Genomic DNA, 19,277 nt, shown 5'->3' on the forward strand with positions numbered 1-19,277 from the left:
CCTTTTGACTACGCGAACCTGCGTCTAGCGCATCCTAATGTTTTCTACAGATGCTCAGAGACGGGTTCAAGCCAGATGGCCGCGGCGGGCGGCAGCGCCAGCGTGGCGGAGGCGGGACGGCCGTGCCACGGGTTCGCCGACGCGATGACCTCGCCGAGGTTCCCGACACCGCTGCCGCGATATTGCAGCGCATCGGTATTGATGACCTCGCGCCAGCGGCCGGTGAGGGGCAGGCCGACGCGGTAGCTGCTGTGCTCGACGCCGGCGAAATTGAAGATGCATGCCAGCACCGAGCCGTCGTCCCCGAACCGCAGGAAGCTCAGCACGTTGTTGGCCGAGTCGTTGGCGTCGATCCACGAATACCCTTGGGGCGCGGTGTCTTGCGACCAGAGGGCGCGCCGCTGCCGGTATGCCAGGTTCAGGTCGGCGGTCAGCGCCGCGATTCCCGGCGAGTACCCGTCTTCGCCCAGCTGGAACCAGTCGACGCCGCGCTCGTCGGACCATTCGGCACGTTGGCCGAATTCCTGTCCCATGAACAACAGTTGCTTGCCGGGGTGCGCCCACATGTATGCCAACAGGCAGCGCAGTCCGGCGGCTTTGGCGTGGTCGTCACCGGGGATCCGGGTCCACAGGGTGCCCTTGCCGTGCACCACCTCGTCATGGCTGATGGGTAGCACGAAGTTCTCGCTGAACGCGTACAACATCGAGAAGGTCATCTCGTGGTGGTGGAAGCTGCGGTGGATGGGGTCGCGCCCCAGGTAGCCCAGGGTGTCGTGCATCCAGCCCATGTTCCACTTCATGGAGAAGCCAAGTCCGCCAAGGCTGGTCGCCCGTGTCACCCCGGGCCAGGAGGTGGATTCCTCCGCCACCGTGACGATCCCGGGATGCAGCTTGTGCACCGTGGCGTTCATCTCTTGCAGGAACTGGACGGCTTCCAGGTTCTCGCGGCCGCCATGGATGTTCGGCGTCCAGCCGCCCGCGGGACGCGAGTAGTCCAGGTAGAGCATTGACGCGACGGCGTCGACACGCAGCCCATCGATGTGGAACTGGTCGAGCCAGAACAGGGCATTGGCGACGAGGAAGTTGCGGACCTCGGGGCGCCCGAAGTCGAAAACGTATGTGCCCCAATCCAGCTGTTCGGCACGGTGCGGATCGGCGTGTTCGTACAGAGGGGTTCCATCAAAGCGGGCCAGTGCCCATGCGTCCTTGGGGAAGTGGGCGGGGACCCAGTCGACGAGCACGCCGATGCCGGCCCGGTGCAGGGCATCGACCAGGTACCGGAACTCGTCGGGGGTGCCGAGCCGTGCGGTGGGGGCGTAGTACGAGGTCACCTGGTAACCCCAGGATCCGCCGAAGGGATGTTCGGCCACCGGTAGCAGCTCGACGTGGGTAAACCCCTGTGCCAGTATGTATTCGGTGAGCTCCTTGGCCAGCTCGCGGTAGTTGAGTCCGGGGCGCCACGATGCCAGATGTACTTCGTAGGTACTCATCGGCTCGAACACCGGGTTGCGGGAGGCGCGCCGCGCCATCCATTCGCCGTCTTCCCAGGAGTACGAGGAGGCGGTGACCCGCGACGCGGTGGCCGGTGGCAGCTCGGTGGCGAATGCGAACGGGTCGGCGCGATCGGTCACCGATCCGTCGGCGCCATGCACGCGAAACTTGTACAGCGCGCCGAGCGTCATGCCCGGCCAGAACAACTCCCAGACTCCTGACGAGCCCAGGGTGCGCATGGGGGCGTCATTTCCGTTCCACCCGTTGAAATCGCCGATCACCGAGACGCCGCGCGCATTGGGTGCCCAGACCGCAAACGATATGCCGCTGACCTCGCCGTCGGCGGTGACGAATGAGCGCGGGTGCGCGCCCAAGATCTCCCAGAGTCGTTCGTGGCGGCCCTCGTTGAACAGGTGCAGGTCTACTTCGCCGAGGGTGGGCAGGAATCGGTAGGCGTCGGCGGTGACGAGCGCGGTATCGCCGTAGTCGATGTCGAGGCGGTAGTCCAGGAGGTCCAGAAAGGGCAGCGCCACGGCGAACAGTCCCGATCCGAGATCGGCCATCGGATGCAGTGCCTCACCCACCACGGCGGCGACGGCACTGGCGCCCGGTTTGAACGCGCGAATAACGGTGTGCCCCTTGCGGCCCGAGCCGGGGTACTCATGCGCGCCCAGGATCGAGTGCGGGTTGTGATGGGTGCCCGCCGTCAGTCGGGCTATTTCGGCTGGATCCGGTGCCAGGATTGGCGATACCGCCCTTTTCTTACTCATGGGCGGCACACCAGCTGCGCTCGGGCAGGTTCCCGAACCTGCGGGAGGTTGAAGATGTGCGCCACTTGCCGGGAAGAGGCCAGGGGGTCCAGCCGCACGTAGTTGGCCTGGCCCCAGCGGTACTGCTCGCCGGTGAGTTCATCACGTACCCAAAAGGTTTCGTGCCAATCTAGGCCGAGTGCGGGCAGTTCGAGCCAGAGGGTGCCGTCCTCGGGGCCGAAGGGATTGAGATTCACCACGACCAAGACCGCATCGCCGGTCACCGGATCGAACTTGGAGTACGCGAGCAGTGCGTCGTTCTCGACATGGTGGAAGGTGATGTTGCGCAGTTGGTGCAGCGCCGGGTGTAGGCGCCGGATTTCATTGAGGCGGGTGATGAATGGCTCCAATGATTCACCCCGCGCCGCGGCCCCCTTGTAATCGCGGGGGCGCAACTGATACTTCTCTGAATCGAGGTATTCTTCGCTGCCTTCGCGCAGCGCGACATGTTCGTAGAGTTCGTATCCGGAGTACACACCCCAGGTGGGGCTCAGCGTCCCCGCCAGCACGGCGCGGATGGCGAACATGCCCGGTCCGCCGTATTGCAGGCTGGCGTGCAGGATGTCCGGGGTGTTCACGAAGAGATTGGGGCGCGCCAGGTCTGCCTGCGCGGCGATCTCCCTGCCAAAATCGGCGATCTCGGTTTTCCCGGTGCGCCAGGTGAAGTAGGTGTACGACTGGGTGAAGCCGAGCCGCGCCAGACCATAGAGCCGGGCCGGGCGGGTGAAGGCCTCAGAAAGGAACAGGACGTCGGGGTCGGCCGCTTTGACCTCGCTGATCAGCCATTGCCAGAAGTCGGGCGGCTTGGTGTGGGGGTTGTCCACCCGGAAGATCTTGACGCCGTGGGCTACCCAATGTTGGACCACGCGCAGTACCTCGGTGTACAGGCCCGCGGGATCGGTGTCGAAGTTCAGCGGGTAGATGTCCTGGTACTTCTTCGGGGGGTTTTCGGCGTAAGCGATGGTCCCGTCGGGGAGCTCGGTGAACCATTCGGGGTGCGTGCTCACCCAGGGATGATCTGGCGCGCATTGCAACGCCAGGTCCAGCGCCACCTCCAGGCCCAGTTTGCGTGCGGTGGAGACAAATCGGTCGAAGTCCTTGAGCGTGCCGAGTTCGGGGTGGATCGCGTCATGGCCGCCCGCGGCGCTGCCGATTGCCCACGGTGAGCCCACCTCGCCGGGCTCGGCAACAGGATTATTGTTGCGGCCCTTGCGGTTTATCTCGCCGATGGGGTGAATCGGTGGTAGGTACACCACGTCGAATCCCATTGCGGCCACGCGGGCGAGGTCGGCGGCAGCGGTGGCGAGAGTGCCGTGCATGGGCCGCCCGTCCGGTCCGACCCCGCCGGTGGAGCGCGGGAACAGCTCGTACCAGGCGCCGTACAGCGCGCGGTTGCGGTCCACCCAGATGCCGTACTGGGTTCCCCGGGTGAGCAGGTCACGCAACGGGAATTCGTCGAGCAACGCCAGGGCTTCGGCTGACAACGCGTGCTGAAAGCGGGTAGCTGGATCGTCGTGACCGCGCAGCGCTTCCGCGGAGTCCAGCAGTGGCTGGCGGCGCTTCCGCGGCACTCCGGCCGCCGCACGCTCGAAAAGGCGGGCTCCGATTTCCAGATCGTTGGCCAGTTCGGCGGCGCCCTGGCCGGCCTCCAGCTTGGCCGCGACGTTGTGGCGCCAGGTTGCGACCGGATCACCCCACCCGTCGACCCGGAAGGTCCACAGCCCCTCCCGGTCCGGCATAAAGCTGGCGTGGAATCGGTCGAGAGCTCCGCCCGGCTGCATCGGAACATGCAGCGGCTTGACGCGCGCCGCGTTTCTGTCTTTTTCGCGAGGGGCCGAGATGCGGCGCAGTGGTCCCTCCGCGAGTTGCGGGTAGTGGGGGCCCAGGCAGCGCACTACCAGGGTTGCGGCGACCGCGTCATGGCCCTCCCGCCAGACGGTGGCGGCCACCGGCACGACCTCGCCCACGACGGCCTTGGCCGGATAGCGTCCACCCGAGATCACGGGGGCGACATCGTCGATGCCTATGCGTCCGGTCACCACGTCCACCGTAGTAGACGTGCCCTTGCCGCGCGGGACAGAAGCAGGTACCGAACCGTCTTCGACACGCCGGCTGGTGGCGGAAACGTGCGATACGGAACCGCCACCAGCAGGCGTGTCGGTGGGGAAATGCCGCAGGGCATGCGCTTCACCGAAATCTCAGTAAGGTTCTGAAGGGTGAAAGCCCTACGTCGATTCACGGTTCGTGCCCATCTTCCGGAGCGGTTGGCGGCGCTGGGCGAGTTGGCCAACAACCTGCGCTGGTCCTGGCATCAGCCCACCCGCGATCTCTTCGCCGACATTGACCAGCAACTGTGGGAACAGACCAACCATGACCCGGTCGCGGTGATGGGATCGGTGCCCGCGCAGCGGCTCGATGAGCTGGCGGCCGACGACGGCTTCGTCGACAGGGTGGCGGCACTGGCAGCCGATCTGCACGATTACCTGAGCCGGCCGATGTGGTACCAGCGCCAGCAGGAGCGCGTCGAAGAGGACGGCGGTGCGGGTGCCGCGCTGCCCACCGCGATCGCGTACTTCTCGATGGAGTTCGGTGTCTCGGAGGTGCTGCCCAACTACTCCGGTGGTCTGGGCATCCTGGCCGGTGATCATCTGAAGGCGGCGTCCGATCTGGGGCTGCCGCTCGTCGCGGTGGGTCTGCACTACCGGTCCGGGTACTTCCGGCAGTCGTTGACCGCCGACGGTTGGCAGACCGAGCAGTACCCGCTGATCGACCCGGCAGGACTGCCGTTGCGGCTGCTTGCGCACGACGACGGCACCCCGATTCTGATCACCGTGCCGATGCCGCAGGATCGCGTGCTCTCGGCCCGCATCTGGATTGCCCAGGTGGGCCGAATTCCGTTGCTGCTCTTGGATTCCGATATCGCAGAGAATGATCGAGAACTGCGGTATGTCACCGACCGGCTGTACGGCGGCGACCAGGATCACCGCATCAAGCAGGAAATCCTGGCCGGGATCGGCGGTGTGCGCGCCATCCGCGCGTACGTCTCGTCTAGTGCCTCTGGGCCGGATGCGCCGTCACCTGAGGTGTTCCACACCAACGAGGGGCACGCCGGGTTCCTGGGCCTGGAGCGCATTCGGGAGTACGTCGGACAGCACGGACTCGATGTCGAAACAGCACTGACGGTGGTGCGCTCCAGCACCGTATTCACCACGCACACTCCGGTTCCGGCGGGTATCGACCGATTCCCCGTCGACTTGGTGCGCCGGTACTTCGGTGAGTCCGGTGATTCCACGTTGCTGCCGGGTGTGCCGGTGGACCGCATCATCGCGCTCGGGGCGGAGGACGATCCCTCCACGTTCAACATGGCCCACATGGGGCTGCGTCTGGCACAGCGCGCCAACGGCGTATCACTGCTGCACGGCCAGGTGAGCCGGGCGATGTTCAACGGCCTGTGGCCGTCGTTCGATGCCGCCGAGGTCCCCATCGGGTCGATCACCAACGGCGTGCACGCGCCCACCTGGGCGGCACCGCAATGGCTGGAACTGGGGCAACAACTGGTCGGCGCCGAGGCGTTCGACGATGCCAGCGGCTGGGAGCGCATTCACGATGTTGACCCCGGGCACATCTGGTGGATTCGATCGCAGCTGCGTGAGCAGCTGATCCAGGATGTGCGGCGGCGGATACGCGCGTCCTGGCTGCAGCGCGGCGCTGCCGAGGCTGAATTGGGCTGGGTGGACAGCGCCTTCGATCCGGGCGTACTGACCATCGGCTTCGCGCGCCGGGTGCCGACATACAAGCGGCTCACCCTGATGCTGCGCAATCCGGACCGGCTGCGCGAGTTGCTGCTCGACGAGAAGCATCCCGTGCAGCTGATCGTGGCCGGCAAGTCGCATCCCGCCGATGACGGCGGCAAGGGGCTTATCCAGCAGATCGTCAGATTCGCCGATCAAGCCGATGTGCGGCACCGCATCACCTTCCTGCCGGACTATGACATGTCGATGGCCCGATACCTGTACTTCGGTTGCGATGTGTGGCTGAACAATCCGTTGCGGCCGCTGGAGGCGTGCGGAACCTCGGGTATGAAGAGCGCCCTGAACGGCGGGCTCAACCTGTCCATCCGCGACGGCTGGTGGGACGAGTGGTACGACGGTGAAAACGGTTGGGAAATACCGACCGCCGAGGGAGTCACCGACGACCATCGGCGTGATGACCTGGAGGCAGCGGCACTCTACGAGCTGCTCGAGCAGAAGGTGGCGCCCAAGTTCTACGAACGTGACGAGCACGGCACGCCCCAGCGGTGGGTCGAGATGGTTCGCCACACCCTGGAGAAGCTGGGGCCGAAGGTGTTGGCATCCAGGATGGTGCGCGACTACACCGTCGGCTATTACGCCCCGGCGGCCAGGTCGCTGCGTGCCACCGTGGGCGCGGACGACTCGTTCACGCCGGCCAAGGAGCTGGCGCGCTATCGGGAACGGGTGCAACAGGTATGGCCGTCCCTGGTCATCACCGAGGTCGATAGTTCGGGCCTGCCGGACACGCCGCTGCTGGGATCGCCGTTGACGCTGACCGCCTCGGTACAGCTGGCCGGGCTGGCGCCGTCGGAGGTGGCGGTGCAGGCCGTCATCGGGCGAGTCGACTTGGACGACAAGCTCTCCGATTCGGTGATAGTCCCGATGACGCATACCGGTAGCCGTGGCGGCGGGGTGGAGACGTTCTCTACCGCAACCACATTGCCGGTCTCGGGGTCTGTCGGCTATACGGTACGGGTGCTGCCGCACCACCCACTGCTGGCAAGTGACAGCGAATTGGGTCTGGCGGTGTTGGCCGCCAGCGACCTGGAGCATTAGCGGCGCGGTCAGCCGTAGCGGGTGAGGCAGCGATCAGCGGTGCCGGCCACCCCGTCACGGAAGGCATCGATGCGGGAGAAGCCGGCGGGGATGGTGGTTCCGTTGACATCGCTGGCCACCATGCCATTGGTCAACAGGCCCGACACGGCTTCGTCGAAGTCCCTCGCGCCCAGCACCATCGGATTCGGTTCCCGGCCGGGCGTGGTGGGTTTGGCCAGGGCGGCTGATGCCACACCCGTCAGGCAGGCGGTGCGCAGTGCGCTCTGCCCATTGTCGAGCGGTAGACCGTGTTGGTTTTCGACCGCCAACGCGTAGCGCGAGATGACCACCGAGTACGCGGTGAAATCGCCGGTTATTTGGCCCTGGTCATGAGTGGGCCGTGCTAGGTCGGTCAGTCCCCGCAGATCCAGGGCCACCGTGTTGGAACCCGGGCAATACACCGCCGGTGAGGATTCCACGCGGCGGCCGGGCTCATCGCAGGCAGCTCCGGACAGGGCGAGGTGCGGCGCGGTGTCGGTGGACGATGGATACACCGAGGTGAGCACCATCGCCAGCGTGCGCAAGGTATCCACGGTGACCGGCATCTCTGTCGGCTGGCCGGCCGGTAGGTCTGCCGGTACTCCGCCGCGGCGCTGGGTGATCTCGGCCATGTCGATCCGGGTGCATTGGCCTGCTCCGTCGACGAATCCGCGCTGGAACGCCGATACCCGGTCGAATGCCGATCCGTGCGAGTCGATGGCGTCAACGAGTTCGATCGGGTCATCCCGGAAGGCGATGAGTGCCGCGATGACCTTGTTGAGGCCGTCGCCGGTGCTGAGCGTGAATCGCGGTGAGCTGTCCTGGGCCACCCATCGCAGATACGTGCCGGCGAGACAATCGGCCATTTGCTCGCCGACCAATGTCTGCGTTCGCGAATCCACCATCTCCGATTGGTGTGCGACGGCGTGCCCGTACTCGTGGGCCAGCGTCATCGGTACCGCCATGGGGCCGAACATCCGCACCAGCTTGGGCAGCAGTACGCCGCGGTCCCAGCCCAGGCCGTTCTGATCGACGCAGTACCCGGCGTTGTCGAAGCCGCCGGTGGAATGGCCACAGAATTCCGTGGCGGCGTGGTCGTCGCTGTTCCAGGACGTCAAGGATTCGACGGGGCGGAACGCGGCCCAGAAGGTCTTGGGGTAGGCCTCCCGCCAGAAGTCCTCGATATCGGCGATGGCGGCGACCGCGAGCCGGTCCATCGCGCCGTCATCGGTGCCGCGCGCGGTCCTGGGGGCCGGTGTGGGGTTGGCGCGCAGGCCGGAAGGGCCGTCGAGGACAGGAAGTCCGGCGATTTGGTACGCATTTCCGAGCTGTGAAACTGCCAGACCGTCAACGCTATTCGTGCATCCCGTCAGCCCGAGGGCGCAGCAGGCCAGGATCACCGTCGGCGTGCGCAACCACCGGGCCGGATTCGACATGGCCGTCTCCCTGTCGTGGTCATCCCCGAGCGGGGGAACCTCCTCCAGCATAGGTCGGGTCATGCTTGTTCCTCAGGCGCTGCAGTGCCGCGGTGACCACCGACAGATCGTGTGTCGACCAGAACGGCGGCAGCGACGCGCGCAGAAATCCGCCGTATCCCGCCGTTGCCATCCGCGAATCGAGCACCGCGACAACACCTCTGTCCTGCGCACTGCGCAGTAGCCGTCCGGTGCCCTGCGCCAGCAGCAGTGCGGCCTGGGTGCCTGCCACCGCCATGAACCCATTGCCTCCGCGTGAGCTGATCGCGCGTTGCCGGGCCGCGCGAAGCGGGTCGTCGGGGCGGGGGAAGGGAATTCGGTCAATGAGTACCAGGGACAGCGAGGGGCCGGGTACATCGACGCCCTGCCACAGTGACAAGGTGCCGAACAGTGAGGTCCGCGCGTCCGCGCTGAATTGCTCGACGAGGATAGAGGTCGTGTCGTCGCCCTGGCACAGCACCGGGGTGTCGAGTCGGGTGCGCATCACCTCGGAGGCTTCCTTGGCGGCGCGCATCGAGGAGAACAGCCCCAAGGTACGCCCGCCTGCCGCCCGGATCAGTGTTTCGATCTCATCGAGTGTTGCCGCGCCGACGCCGTCGCGGCCGGGTGCGGGAAGGTGGCGCGCCAGATAGAGAATGGCCGACTTCTCGTGTTGGAACGGAGATCCGACGTCGATGCCATGCCAGGTGGCCTTGGGCTCGGTAGTGGAATCCGTATCGGTGGTCCGCGGCGGCAGCCCCCAGGATGCGGCCATCGCGTCGAACTTGCCGCCGAGTGCCAGGGTCGCGGAGGTGAGGACGACGGTGCGCTGTCCGAACAGCCGGGTACGCAGCAGTCCGGCCACCGAGAGCGGGGCGACCCGCAGGACCGGTCGTATCGAGCCCCGGTTGTCCTCGTGATCCAACCACACCACATTGGGACGCGCGGTGATGTCGGGTTCGGCCCAGCAGGTTAATGCCAAGGACGCGGCGTCGACGATGTCATCCAGCGCGGCAATCGCTTCCGTGCGTGCTGAAGCGGTGGCCGGGTCGGTCGACTGGCCCGTGGGGATCTCGGTACGGGCCGCGGCCGCGGCATCGCGAAGCGCGGTCAGGTAGGTGACGGTTTCCTCGTCCGCGCGGTCGATGGTGCCGGGCCTGCTGTCGTGAATCAGTGACGAGAACGTCGCCGAACTGGCTTCGAAACGGCTCGCCGTCTCGGGCGACACCAAGCGGCCTATCCGGCGGATGGTGACAGTGAGTCCGACCGCCGAGAGTTCTTGGGTGGCAACGCTTGTCACCCTGTCGACAAGGTCGTGAGCTTCGTCGACGATCACCGCGTCATGTTCGGGCAGGATGTTGATATCGGCGATGGCGTCAATGGCCAGTAGTGCGTGATTGGTGACCACCACGTCGGACTGGCCGGCGTCGAGCCGGGCCAGCTCGGCGAAGCACTCCGTGCCGAAAGGGCACCGGGTGGCACCGAGACATTCGCGCGCCGACACGCTGACCTGCGACCACGAACGATCAGGCACGCCCGGCTTGAGTTCGTCGCGGTCCCCGGTCTTGGTGGTATCCGCCCATTCGTTGAGCCGCTGCACATCGCGGCCCAGCGCGCTGGCCGCGAAGGGCTCGAACAGCGTGTCTGGCGCCTCCTGCTCGGCCGCGGCACCGTTATGTAATTTGTTGAGGCACAGGTAATTTCCCCGGCCCTTGAGGATCGCGAACCTGGGCTTGCGCTCCAGTGCCGGTGTCAGCGCCTCGGCGAGACGAGGTAGATCGCGATCTACCAGCTGACGCTGCAGCGCGATGGTTGCCGTGGAGACCACCACCGGTGACGATTCCTCGATGGCGTGGGCGAGTGCCGGCACCAGATACGCCAGAGATTTACCGGTGCCGGTGCCGGCCTGGACCACCAGATGCTCGCCGCTGTGCAGGGAGTGCTCTACGGCGGTGGCCATGGTGAGCTGCCCGGAGCGCTCGGTGCCGCCGAGTGCGGCGACAGCGGTGGCGAGCAGGCCGGTGGCCGATACGGATGCGTCGCTCAATTTCTCCTTCAGCGGATTACCTCGACGCCGGCGCCCTGGAGCTCGTCCAGGGCGCGAATCTCTGATTCTTGGTTGATACCAACGCAATACGCGGTGAGCACGCGGGTGTGCAGCCCCTCGCGCGCCGCGTCCCGGGCGGTGGCCGCGACGCAGTAGTCGGTGGCGATGCCCACCACGTCAACGCTGTCCAGTTCTCGGCTCCGCAGCCACGCCGACAGCGTGGTCCCGTCGACACAAACCCCCTCGAACCCCGAGTATGCCGCGCTATAGGCGCCTTTGGAGAACACCTCGTCGATGGGGCCGAGGTCCAGGTCGGGGTGAAAGTCTGCGCCGGGGGTGTCGGCCCGGCAATGCGGCGGCCAGCTCGTCTGGAAGTCCGGCGCCTCGGAAAAGTGGCTGCCGGGGTCGACGTGGAAATCCCGTGTCGCCACGACCGCCTCGTACGCGCCGGACTGGGTCAAACCGTTCAGTTCCCGGGCGAGGGCGGCGCCACCGGGCACGGACAGCGATCCGCCCTCGCAGAAATCGTTCTGCACGTCGACGACGATAAGTGCCCTGCCCACGGATCGACGGTACCCCGGCCGGTGCTCAGTCGAAGATGGCCGACACTTGGCGGCCCATGCGTGAGATGTAGTCGATGAGCTCGTCGCGACTGATGGCCAGATCTCCGCGCAGATAGTCGATGATGGCGCCCGAGGCGGCACCGACGAGTGATACCGACAGGAACCGGCGGCGTCCCGGATCATCGACATCGACCAGTGCCTTCTCGGCGAGCGAGGCAAAGGCCATGGAGCCCGCGAAGCCGGCGCTGCCGAGGGTGGGTTCGGTGAACGGGGCCACCATCAGGATGCGTCCGTACACGGGGTTGTCGACAGTGGCGCCGATGAAGGTCTCTACCGCGCGGGTCTCCAAATCATCCCCCTCGGGGGCGAATTCGGTGACAACGCGCATCACGGACTCGAGTACGTCCTGGTACACCGCACGCACGAAGTCGTCTCGGTCGCTGAACTCTTCGTAGAAATTGCGTTCAGATACACCGGAAGATCGGCACACGGTGCGAATGGTCAACGCGGGTCCGTCAACCGCGCCGAGCGCGTCGATACCCGCGTCGAGCAGTGCGCGCCGACGCGTCGCTCGGCGCTCCTCGGGAGTGGTTCCCGCCCATTGCCTTCTGGCAGCCATGTGACCTCCGGCCCCGAATTATCCCACCAGTCGGGTCGCAATCGCAGGATCCCCGTGGGAAAGGCCCAAGCCTTCCCACGGCAGGCTCAGTAGCCCGGTGCGTACCCGTTCCCTGGCGTCCTCAAGGGTGTCGGTTGTGACGGGCGTGCCGCCGCGTACCAGCGCGCTGGTCAACGTCCGGTGCGGCTCGGTGACCGCGGGCCGGCCGGTGGCCGCGCGGTACACCACTTCCTCGGTGATGGTGCCTGTCGGTTTGGCAATGCGCAGGGCGCATTTGTGGCCACCATGAGATTCCTTGTGACTGCTGCGTTTAGCCACCGGAATGCCATCGATTTCGACGAGCTTGTAGACCATGCCGGCGGTGGGCACCCCCGAGCCGGTCACCACTGAGGTGCCCACGCCATAGCTGTCGACGGGCTCGGCGCGTAGTGCCGCGATGGAGTATTCGTCGAGATCGCCGGAGACGACGATGCGTGTTCGGGGTGCGCCCAAATCGTCCAATTGCGCCCGAACCTGCCGGGCCAGCATGCCCAGGTCGCCCGAGTCGATGCGCACCGCGCCGAGTTCGGGGCCCGCCACGGCGATGGCGTTTTCTACCCCTGCAGTGATGTCGTAGGTATCCACCAGCAGGGTGGTGCCGACGCCGAGCGCCTCCACCTGAGCCCGAAATGCCTCACGTTCGGCCTCGCTGGGGCTCATCCCGTCCTTCGCGTGCAGCAAGGTGAAGGCGTGTGCGGCGGTGCCCCGCGCGGGCACGCCGTAGCGGCGTTGCGCCTCCAGATTGGATGTCGACTCGAACCCGGCGAGATAGGCCGCGCGGGCACAGGCCACCGCGGCGAGCTCGTGCGTGCGCCGTGACCCCATCTCGATCAACGGGCGGCCCCCGGCCGCCGACACCATTCGGGCGGCCGCCGAGGCGACGGCGCTGTCGTGATTCAGGATCGACAGGATCAAGGTCTCCAGGATGACGCATTCGGCGAAGGAGCCGCGCAGGGTGAGCACAGGGGAGCCTGGGAAATAAAGCTCACCCTCGGGATAGCCGTCGATATCCCCGCTGAAGCTGTAGGCGGCGAGGTAGTCGAGGGTATCGCCGTCCAGAAAGGTGGACAGTGACGTCAGCTCGTCGGATCCGAACCGGAATTCACCGATCGCCTCAAGCAACCTGCCGGTGCCCGCGACCACCCCATATCGGCGCCCGTCGGGCAGTCTTCTGGCGAACACCTCGAAAGTGGCCTGGCGGCCCGCGGTGCCGTCGCGAAGGGCGGCGGCGAGCATGGTGAGCTCGTATTTGTCGGTGAGCAATGACGTGGACGGATGCGCCATGTGCGCCACGTTAGCGGGATATCCCGGGGTATGAATGGCCGCTCGGCGGCGTCGGGCGTTCGCGGGAAACTCCGAACTTCGTGCTGACAGACTCAGCGGTCCCGGTATTCTGGGGCCATGGGCGCACCGGCGCGAGCATTGCCAGGTACTACTGCGGAGAGGTCTGTCGAACATGTCGACCAGACCCAGTCGCCGTGGGTCACCATTGTTTGGGATGACCCGGTGAACCTGATGAACTACGTCGCCTACGTGTTCCAGCAGCTTTTTGGTTACAGCGAGACCGAGGCCACCAATTTGATGTTGCAGGTCCATCACGAGGGTAAGGCCGTGGTCTCCTGCGGTGCGCGGGAGTCGATGGAGATCGACGTCAGCAAGCTACATGCCGCGGGACTGTGGGCCACCCTGCAGCAGGACCGATGAGCCGCTGATTCGTGCGAAAATGGAAGCGCGTCAACGCCTCCGATGGCATTCGGTTGCGTTCGGAAATGGAGCCGCACGAGGCGGCACTGGTGCAGTCCATGGTGACGTCCATGCTGGCGATGCTGGACGAGCGGGAATCGGCAGCGCCCAGTGACGAACTGGCGCAGCTGACCGGTATTCGTACCGGAAACACCGAGGCCCCCAGCGATGTCACCCTGGGGCGGCTTCTCCCTGACTTTCATCGGCCCGATCAGGACGGCACCAGCAGCATCGAGGCTGTCAGCGGTCTCAACAGTGCCTTACGCAGTCTCTATGAGCCGGACATCATCGACGCCAAACGCGAGGCCGGGCAACGATTGTTGCGCACACTTCCCGCGGACGGGGGGCGCTTCGAGTTGTCCGAAGCCGACGCGCAGGCGTGGCTGACCGCGCTGAACGACGTGCGGTTGGCGCTGGGGGCAATGCTCGGAATCGATAGTGACGGACCCCAGGAGCTGCCCATCGATGACCCCATGGCCGGGCACATGGACATCTATCACTGGCTGACCGTGATGCAGGAGCTGTTGGTGCTTGCCCTGATGGGGAAATCGGCGGTATGACCCAGTTCTCGGGGGCGATCACAGACGTTCCGGGAATACTCGTGGGCCATCACCAGCGAGTAGACGCCGATGCGCGTCTCGGAGCGGGCTGGGCCACCGGTACCACTGTGGTGCTGACCCCGCCGGGGACGACGGGTGCTGTCGATGTGCGCGGCGGCGCTCCGGGCACGCGCGAATCCGATCTGCTGGACCCCGCCAATACGGTCTCGACGGTGGACGCCGTGGTGCTCACCGGCGGGAGCGCCTACGGCCTGGCCGCCGCCGATGGGGTGATGCGCTGGCTGGAGGAACAGGGCAGGGGAGTGGCGTTACCCGGCGGTACCGTGCCTATTGTGCCGGGTGCGGTCATTTTTGATCTTCCGGTAGGTGCCTGGAGAAATCGGCCCGACGCTGAATTCGGTTACCGCGCGGCAGAACTCGCTGACAATGCCCCTGCGTGGGGGTCGGTGGGTGCCGGTGCAGGGGCCAGGGCAGGCACTCTCAAGGGTGGTGTGGGGTCCGCCAGTGTGGATTTAGGCAACGGGATAGTCGTCGGGACCGTGGTCGTCGCGAACCCTGTTGGGCTGGTGATCAATCCGGCAACAGGCCTGCCGTGGAGCGCCGATATTCTGTCCGAGCTGAGTGTGCCTCCGCCCGCCGAGGTCGAGAAGTTGCGAGGGCTGCCCGACAAGTCGGTGTCGTTGAACACGACGATCGGCGCGGTGGCCACGAACGCGGCCCTGAGCAAGGCGCAGTGCCGTCGCGTCGCCATCGCCGCCCATGACGGGCTGGCGCGGGCCGTCAGGCCCGCGCATACCCCGATGGATGGGGACACGTTGTACGTGCTGGCGACGGGAACGGGCGGGGGCGATGCAGATGCCCTCACCGCCGCGGTCGGGATCGCGGCCGCCGACTGTGTGGAGCGCGCCGTCGTGCGCGCGGTGGTGGGCGCCGCGAGCGTGGCCGGAATACCCGCATATCGTGACGTGTTGCCAGGAGCGTTTTCGTAGTGGCCGTTGTGGCCCCACAAGGTAGGAAGGACCGGTAGTGCTTCGTATTCGTGCCGACCTGGTCGACGCCATGGTCAAGCATGCCCGCGCGGACCATCCGGACGAGGCGTGCGGGGTGCTGGCGGGACCGGAGGGCACCGATCGCGCCGAGCGGCACGTCGCCATGATCAACGCCGAGCGGTCTCCGACTTTTTATCGCTTTGATGCCGGTGAGCAGCTTCGGGTTTGGCGCGCGATGGATGACGCCGACGAGGTGCCGGTGGTTATCTATCATTCCCACACCGCAACAGAGGCCTATCCCAGTCGCACCGATATCAACTTGGCCGCCGAGCCAGATGCCCACTACGTCTTGGTGTCCACCCGAGATCCCGAGCAGCATGAACTGCGCAGCTATCGGATCATCGATGGAGTGGTCACCGAAGAGGACATCACCATCGTCGAGCAGTACTAGAGAAAAGGACTGTCCACCATGTCGATTGAAGTATCGATCCCCACCATCCTGCGGGTTCACACCGGCGGTGAGAAGCGTGTCAACGCAACGGGTTCCACGCTGCAAGCGGTGATCGCGGACCTGGAGTCCAACTATTCGGGAATCTCCGAGCGACTCGTCGATGACGGCAAGCTGCACCGCTTCGTCAACATCTACGTCAACGACGAGGATGTGCGGTTCTCGGGTGGGCTGGACACCGCGATCGCCGATGGCGATTCGGTCACCATCCTGCCCGCCGTGGCCGGTGGCTAGCGGCGCATGACCCGATACGACTCGCTGCTGCAGGCGCTCGGGAACACGCCGCTGGTTGGATTGCAGAGACTGTCCCCTCGGTGGGATTCAGGTGATGACGGTTCTGCGCACGTGCGGTTGTGGGCCAAACTGGAAGACCGCAATCCGACCGGATCCATCAAGGACCGGCCCGCTCTGCGGATGATCGAACAGGCCGAACGGGACGGGCTGCTGGAACCGGGGGCCACGATTCTGGAGCCCACCAGCGGCAACACCGGAATTTCGATGGCGATGGCCGCGCAGCTCAAGGGCTACACGATGATCTGCGTGATGCCGGAGAACACCTCCATCGAACGGCGCCAGCTGCTCGAACTGTACGGTGCCCGCATCATCTTCTCGCCGGCCGAGGGTGGCTCAAACACTGCCGTCGCCACGGCCAAAGAGCTTGCCGCGCAAAATCCTTCGTGGGTGATGCTGTACCAGTACGGCAACCCGGCCAATGCCGATGCGCACTATCGGGGCACCGGCCCGGAGATCCTGGCCGACCTGCCCGAGATCACGCACTTCGTCGCGGGGCTCGGCACCACCGGCACCCTCATGGGCACGGGAAGATTCCTGCGCGAGAACGTGCCAGGGGTCCAGATCGTCGCCGCCGAACCGCGATATGGCGAGGGTGTTTACGCGCTGCGCAATATCGACGAGGGATTCGTACCCGAGCTGTACGACCCCGAGGTACTGACCACCCGCTTCTCGGTGGGTTCCTTTGACGCGGTCCGCCGTACCCGGGAACTGGTCCAGGTGGAAGGCATCTTCGCGGGCATCTCGACCGGCGCGATTCTGCACGCCGCCTTGGGCATGGCGGCCAAGGCCGTCAAGGCGGGGGAGCGCGCGGACATCGCGTTCGTGGTGGCCGACGCGGGTTGGAAGTATCTGTCGACCGGTGCGTACGCCGGTACCGTGGATGACGCAGAGGACGCACTAGAAGGGCAGCTGTGGGCATGACGGGATATGGCGGCGGATCCGGGTATCCGGGTTCTGCTCGCCCCCGTCCCGAACGGTCCGGCCGTCCGCAATGGGTCACCGGCGGAATCTTGGTGGTCTCGTTCGTCGCCCTGCTCTATGTCGTCGAAGGCATCGATTCGGTCACCGGGCACCGCCTCGACGAGAACGGTATCCGCCCCCTGGAGACCGACGGCCTCGACGGCATCCTCTTCGCCCCGCTGCTGCACGCGAACTGGGGGCACTTGATCGCGAACACCGTGCCCGCGCTGGTACTGGGTTTCTTGGCGGCAGCGGCGGGCGTGGGTCGTTTCCTGTTGGCCACCGCCATCATCTGGATCCTGGGCGGAGTTGGTACGTGGCTCATCGGCAATCTCGGATCGCCCTACGAGACCAATCACATCGGCGCATCGGGCCTGATCTTCGGCTGGCTCACCTATGTGATCGTGCGCGGGTTCTTCAACCGCAGCGTGGGGCAGATCCTCATCGGCGTCGTCGTGATCGTCCTCTACGGCGGCGTGCTGTGGGGCGTGCTGCCCGGACAGTTCGGGGTGTCCTGGCAGGGGCATCTCAGCGGTGCCATCGCCGGCGTGCTCGCGGCCTACTGGCTCTCCGGCAGAGAACGTAAGGCAAAGGCCGTACCTGGACCTGGAGCACCGCCGAGGTTGACCACGTGAGCGACGCACCCATCGGGATTTTCGATTCGGGGGTCGGCGGATTGACGGTGGCGCGCGCCATCATTGATCAGCTGCCCGATGAGGACATCGTCTATGTCGGCGATACCGGCAACGGGCCGTACGGCCCACTGACCATTCCGGAAATTCGCGGGCACGCGCTGGCCATCGGTGACGATCTCGTCGGACGCGGGGTGAAAGCTCTGGTGATCGCCTGCAATACGGCCTCGGCGGCCTGCCTGCGTGATGCCCGGGAACGGTACGCGCCGGTGCCCGTCATCGAGGTGGTGCTGCCCGCGGTCCGGCGGGCGGTGCACACCACGCACAACAACAAGATCGGCGTCATCGGTACCGAGGCGACCATCGCGTCGGGCGCCTACCAGGACGCGTTCGCGGCCGCGCGCGACACCGAGATCACCGCGGTGGCGTGTCCGCGTTTTGTCGATTTCGTCGAGCGTGGCATCACCAGTGGGCGGCAGGTTCTTCAGTTGGCTGAGGGCTATCTGGAGCCGCTACAGCGGGCACAGGTGGACACCGTGGTGCTGGGTTGCACCCACTATCCGTTGCTGTCCGGGCTGATCCAATTGGCCATGGGTGAGGACGTCACGTTGGTGTCCAGTGCCGAGGAAACCGCTAAGGACCTGCTGCGGGTGTTGACGGAGAGAGATCTGCTGCGGCCACACCCGGAGCATTCCAGCACCGCGTCTCCGAACCGTATCTTCGAAGCAACCGGTGATCCGGACGCGTTCCGTGCGCTGGCGGCCCGATTCCTCGGCCCCGCTGTGACAGCAGTGCAAACTCGGGCTAGCAGTGTTCCGGGTTACACCGAAATTACGCACTCCAGTTAGACACCCCTGCGCCCCTGTGCGGAGACGCTTGCCAGGCGTGGCAAGCTAGGGCTGTGCGAGTCACCGTGCTCGGCTGCTCGGGCAGTGTCACCGGACCGGATTCACCGGCGTCTGGTTACCTCCTGACGGCACCGGATGCGCCACCGTTGGTCATCGACTTCGGTGGCGGTGTCTTGGGCTCTCTGCAACGTTTTGCCGACCCCGGATCCGTCTCCGTCCTGCTGTCGCATCTGCACGCCGATCACTGCTTGGACCTGCCCGGTCTGTTCGTGTGGCGCCGGTATCACCCGAATCCGCCCACAGGCAAGGCGATCATGTACGGGCCTGCCGACACTCTGGTCCGGGTGGGGGCCGCGTCCGCCGAGATCGGGGGTGAGGTCGACGACTTCACCGACATCTTCGACGTCTTCCCGTGGGCCGATGGTGAGCCCGTGCAGTTCGGGTCGCTGACCGTGACACCGACGAGGGTGGCGCACCCGCCCGAGTCGTACGGGCTGCGCATCGAGGACACCGCGGGCACCGTGTTGGCCTACAGCGGCGACACCGGCATCTGCGACGCCGTGGTCGAGCTGGCGCGCGATGCCGATGTGTTCTTATGCGAGGCGTCGTGGACGCACATGCCGGGGCACCGCCCGCCGGACCTGCATCTGTCGGGGACCGAGGCGGGCCAGATCGCGGCTCGCGCGGGCGTGAAGGAACTGCTGCTGACCCATATCCCGCCGTGGACCTCACGTGAGGATGTCATCGCGGAGGCCAAGTCGGCATTTGACGGACCGGTGCACGCCGTGGTCGCCGGGGAGAACATCGACCTGTAGCGCTGCCACTCACACTCGGTACCGCCGAGGAGACGATAAGG

Annotated in this window: 17 protein-coding genes; 10 read left to right on the plus strand and 7 right to left on the minus strand. The window is 65.9% G+C overall.

Features of this window, described 5'->3' with window-relative positions; translation table 11 throughout:
- Positions 1 to 44: 44 nt before the first annotated feature.
- A complete protein-coding gene (gene glgB, locus ABG82_RS07905) occupies positions 45 to 2,261 on the minus strand; it encodes a 1,4-alpha-glucan branching protein GlgB (protein WP_043076073.1) in 2,217 nt (738 codons plus the stop codon).
- The gene (locus tag ABG82_RS07910; protein WP_043076132.1) at positions 2,258 to 4,339 is read right to left on the minus strand and encodes a maltotransferase domain-containing protein; all 2,082 of its coding nucleotides are present in this window, start codon (positions 4,337 to 4,339) and stop codon (positions 2,258 to 2,260) included. The genes glgB and ABG82_RS07910 overlap by 4 nt, the downstream gene beginning before the upstream one ends.
- A gap of 177 nt (positions 4,340 to 4,516) precedes the next feature.
- Between ABG82_RS07910 and glgP the strand changes: the two genes are divergently transcribed.
- Positions 4,517 to 7,147, plus strand: coding sequence for an alpha-glucan family phosphorylase (glgP, locus tag ABG82_RS07915; RefSeq protein WP_043076072.1), 2,631 nt, complete (start codon positions 4,517 to 4,519; stop codon positions 7,145 to 7,147).
- 8 nt (positions 7,148 to 7,155) lie between these two features.
- Here glgP and ABG82_RS07920 read toward each other — a convergent pair whose 3' ends face one another.
- From ABG82_RS07920 to ABG82_RS07940, 5 genes are read right to left on the minus strand one after another with little or no spacing between them, the layout of a single operon-like run.
- Positions 7,156 to 8,601 carry a neutral zinc metallopeptidase gene (locus ABG82_RS07920; protein ID WP_043076131.1) on the minus strand — a complete coding sequence of 482 codons (1,446 nt, stop codon included), beginning with the start codon at positions 8,599 to 8,601 and terminating at the stop codon, positions 7,156 to 7,158.
- 19 nt (positions 8,602 to 8,620) lie between these two features.
- A complete protein-coding gene (locus ABG82_RS07925) occupies positions 8,621 to 10,666 on the minus strand; it encodes an ATP-dependent DNA helicase (RefSeq protein ID WP_043076071.1) in 2,046 nt (681 codons plus the stop codon).
- An 8-nt stretch (positions 10,667 to 10,674) separates the two neighbouring features.
- Positions 10,675 to 11,229 (minus strand): nicotinamidase, encoded by a 555-nt coding sequence (locus ABG82_RS07930; protein WP_043076070.1) that lies wholly within the window; start codon positions 11,227 to 11,229, stop codon positions 10,675 to 10,677.
- Positions 11,230 to 11,254: 25 nt separating this feature from the next.
- A complete protein-coding gene (locus ABG82_RS07935; RefSeq protein WP_043076069.1) occupies positions 11,255 to 11,848 on the minus strand; it encodes a TetR/AcrR family transcriptional regulator in 594 nt (197 codons plus the stop codon).
- 18 nt (positions 11,849 to 11,866) lie between these two features.
- The gene (locus ABG82_RS07940; RefSeq protein ID WP_043076068.1) at positions 11,867 to 13,171 is read right to left on the minus strand and encodes a nicotinate phosphoribosyltransferase; all 1,305 of its coding nucleotides are present in this window, start codon (positions 13,169 to 13,171) and stop codon (positions 11,867 to 11,869) included.
- Between the two features lie 117 nt (positions 13,172 to 13,288).
- Between ABG82_RS07940 and clpS the strand changes: the two genes are divergently transcribed.
- The 9 genes from clpS to ABG82_RS07985 are packed head-to-tail and all read left to right on the plus strand — an operon-like array spanning position 13,289 to position 19,236.
- On the plus strand, positions 13,289 to 13,591 hold the full coding sequence (gene clpS / locus ABG82_RS07945; RefSeq protein ID WP_043076067.1) for an ATP-dependent Clp protease adapter ClpS: 303 nt from the start codon (positions 13,289 to 13,291) through the stop codon (positions 13,589 to 13,591).
- 11 nt (positions 13,592 to 13,602) lie between these two features.
- On the plus strand, positions 13,603 to 14,190 hold the full coding sequence (gene aosR / locus ABG82_RS07950; protein WP_043076066.1) for an oxidative stress transcriptional regulator AosR: 588 nt from the start codon (positions 13,603 to 13,605) through the stop codon (positions 14,188 to 14,190).
- Entirely contained in the window at positions 14,187 to 15,179 is a 993-nt protein-coding gene (locus ABG82_RS07955) for a P1 family peptidase (protein ID WP_043076065.1), read from the plus strand. The genes aosR and ABG82_RS07955 overlap by 4 nt, the downstream gene beginning before the upstream one ends.
- Positions 15,180 to 15,216: 37 nt before the next feature.
- Positions 15,217 to 15,630, plus strand: a complete 414-nt coding sequence (locus ABG82_RS07960; RefSeq protein ID WP_043076064.1) for a Mov34/MPN/PAD-1 family protein — start codon at positions 15,217 to 15,219, stop codon at positions 15,628 to 15,630.
- Between the two features lie 18 nt (positions 15,631 to 15,648).
- The gene (locus tag ABG82_RS07965; protein WP_043076063.1) at positions 15,649 to 15,921 is read left to right on the plus strand and encodes a MoaD/ThiS family protein; all 273 of its coding nucleotides are present in this window, start codon (positions 15,649 to 15,651) and stop codon (positions 15,919 to 15,921) included.
- 6 nt (positions 15,922 to 15,927) lie between these two features.
- On the plus strand, positions 15,928 to 16,902 hold the full coding sequence (locus ABG82_RS07970; RefSeq protein WP_043076062.1) for a cysteine synthase: 975 nt from the start codon (positions 15,928 to 15,930) through the stop codon (positions 16,900 to 16,902).
- Positions 16,899 to 17,576 (plus strand): rhomboid family intramembrane serine protease, encoded by a 678-nt coding sequence (locus ABG82_RS07975; RefSeq protein WP_043076061.1) that lies wholly within the window; start codon positions 16,899 to 16,901, stop codon positions 17,574 to 17,576. The genes ABG82_RS07970 and ABG82_RS07975 overlap by 4 nt, the downstream gene beginning before the upstream one ends.
- The gene (murI, locus tag ABG82_RS07980; protein ID WP_043076060.1) at positions 17,573 to 18,421 is read left to right on the plus strand and encodes a glutamate racemase; all 849 of its coding nucleotides are present in this window, start codon (positions 17,573 to 17,575) and stop codon (positions 18,419 to 18,421) included. Before ABG82_RS07975 ends, murI begins: the two co-directional genes overlap by 4 nt.
- Before the next feature lie 53 nt (positions 18,422 to 18,474).
- Positions 18,475 to 19,236 (plus strand): cyclic nucleotide-degrading phosphodiesterase, encoded by a 762-nt coding sequence (locus ABG82_RS07985; protein ID WP_043076059.1) that lies wholly within the window; start codon positions 18,475 to 18,477, stop codon positions 19,234 to 19,236.
- The last annotated feature ends 41 nt before the right edge of the window (positions 19,237 to 19,277 follow it).

The organism is Mycobacteroides immunogenum (assembly GCF_001605725.1).
Taxonomy (GTDB): Bacteria; Actinomycetota; Actinomycetes; order Mycobacteriales; family Mycobacteriaceae; genus Mycobacterium; species Mycobacterium immunogenum.

What these genes read in the sequence shown, in the direction of transcription:
- glgB (WP_043076073.1), bottom strand. Translation starts at nt 2,261, where the DNA reads ATGAGTAAGAAAAGGGCGGTATCGCCAATCCTGGCACCGGATCCAGCC.
- ABG82_RS07920 (WP_043076131.1), bottom strand. Translation starts at nt 8,601, where the DNA reads ATGTCGAATCCGGCCCGGTGGTTGCGCACGCCGACGGTGATCCTGGCC.
- ABG82_RS07935 (WP_043076069.1), bottom strand. Translation starts at nt 11,848, where the DNA reads ATGGCTGCCAGAAGGCAATGGGCGGGAACCACTCCCGAGGAGCGCCGA.
- ABG82_RS07940 (WP_043076068.1), bottom strand. Translation starts at nt 13,171, where the DNA reads ATGGCGCATCCGTCCACGTCATTGCTCACCGACAAATACGAGCTCACC.
- clpS (WP_043076067.1), top strand. Translation starts at nt 13,289, where the DNA reads ATGGGCGCACCGGCGCGAGCATTGCCAGGTACTACTGCGGAGAGGTCT.
- ABG82_RS07955 (WP_043076065.1), top strand. Translation starts at nt 14,187, where the DNA reads ATGACCCAGTTCTCGGGGGCGATCACAGACGTTCCGGGAATACTCGTG.
- ABG82_RS07965 (WP_043076063.1), top strand. Translation starts at nt 15,649, where the DNA reads ATGTCGATTGAAGTATCGATCCCCACCATCCTGCGGGTTCACACCGGC.
- ABG82_RS07970 (WP_043076062.1), top strand. Translation starts at nt 15,928, where the DNA reads ATGACCCGATACGACTCGCTGCTGCAGGCGCTCGGGAACACGCCGCTG.
- ABG82_RS07975 (WP_043076061.1), top strand. Translation starts at nt 16,899, where the DNA reads ATGACGGGATATGGCGGCGGATCCGGGTATCCGGGTTCTGCTCGCCCC.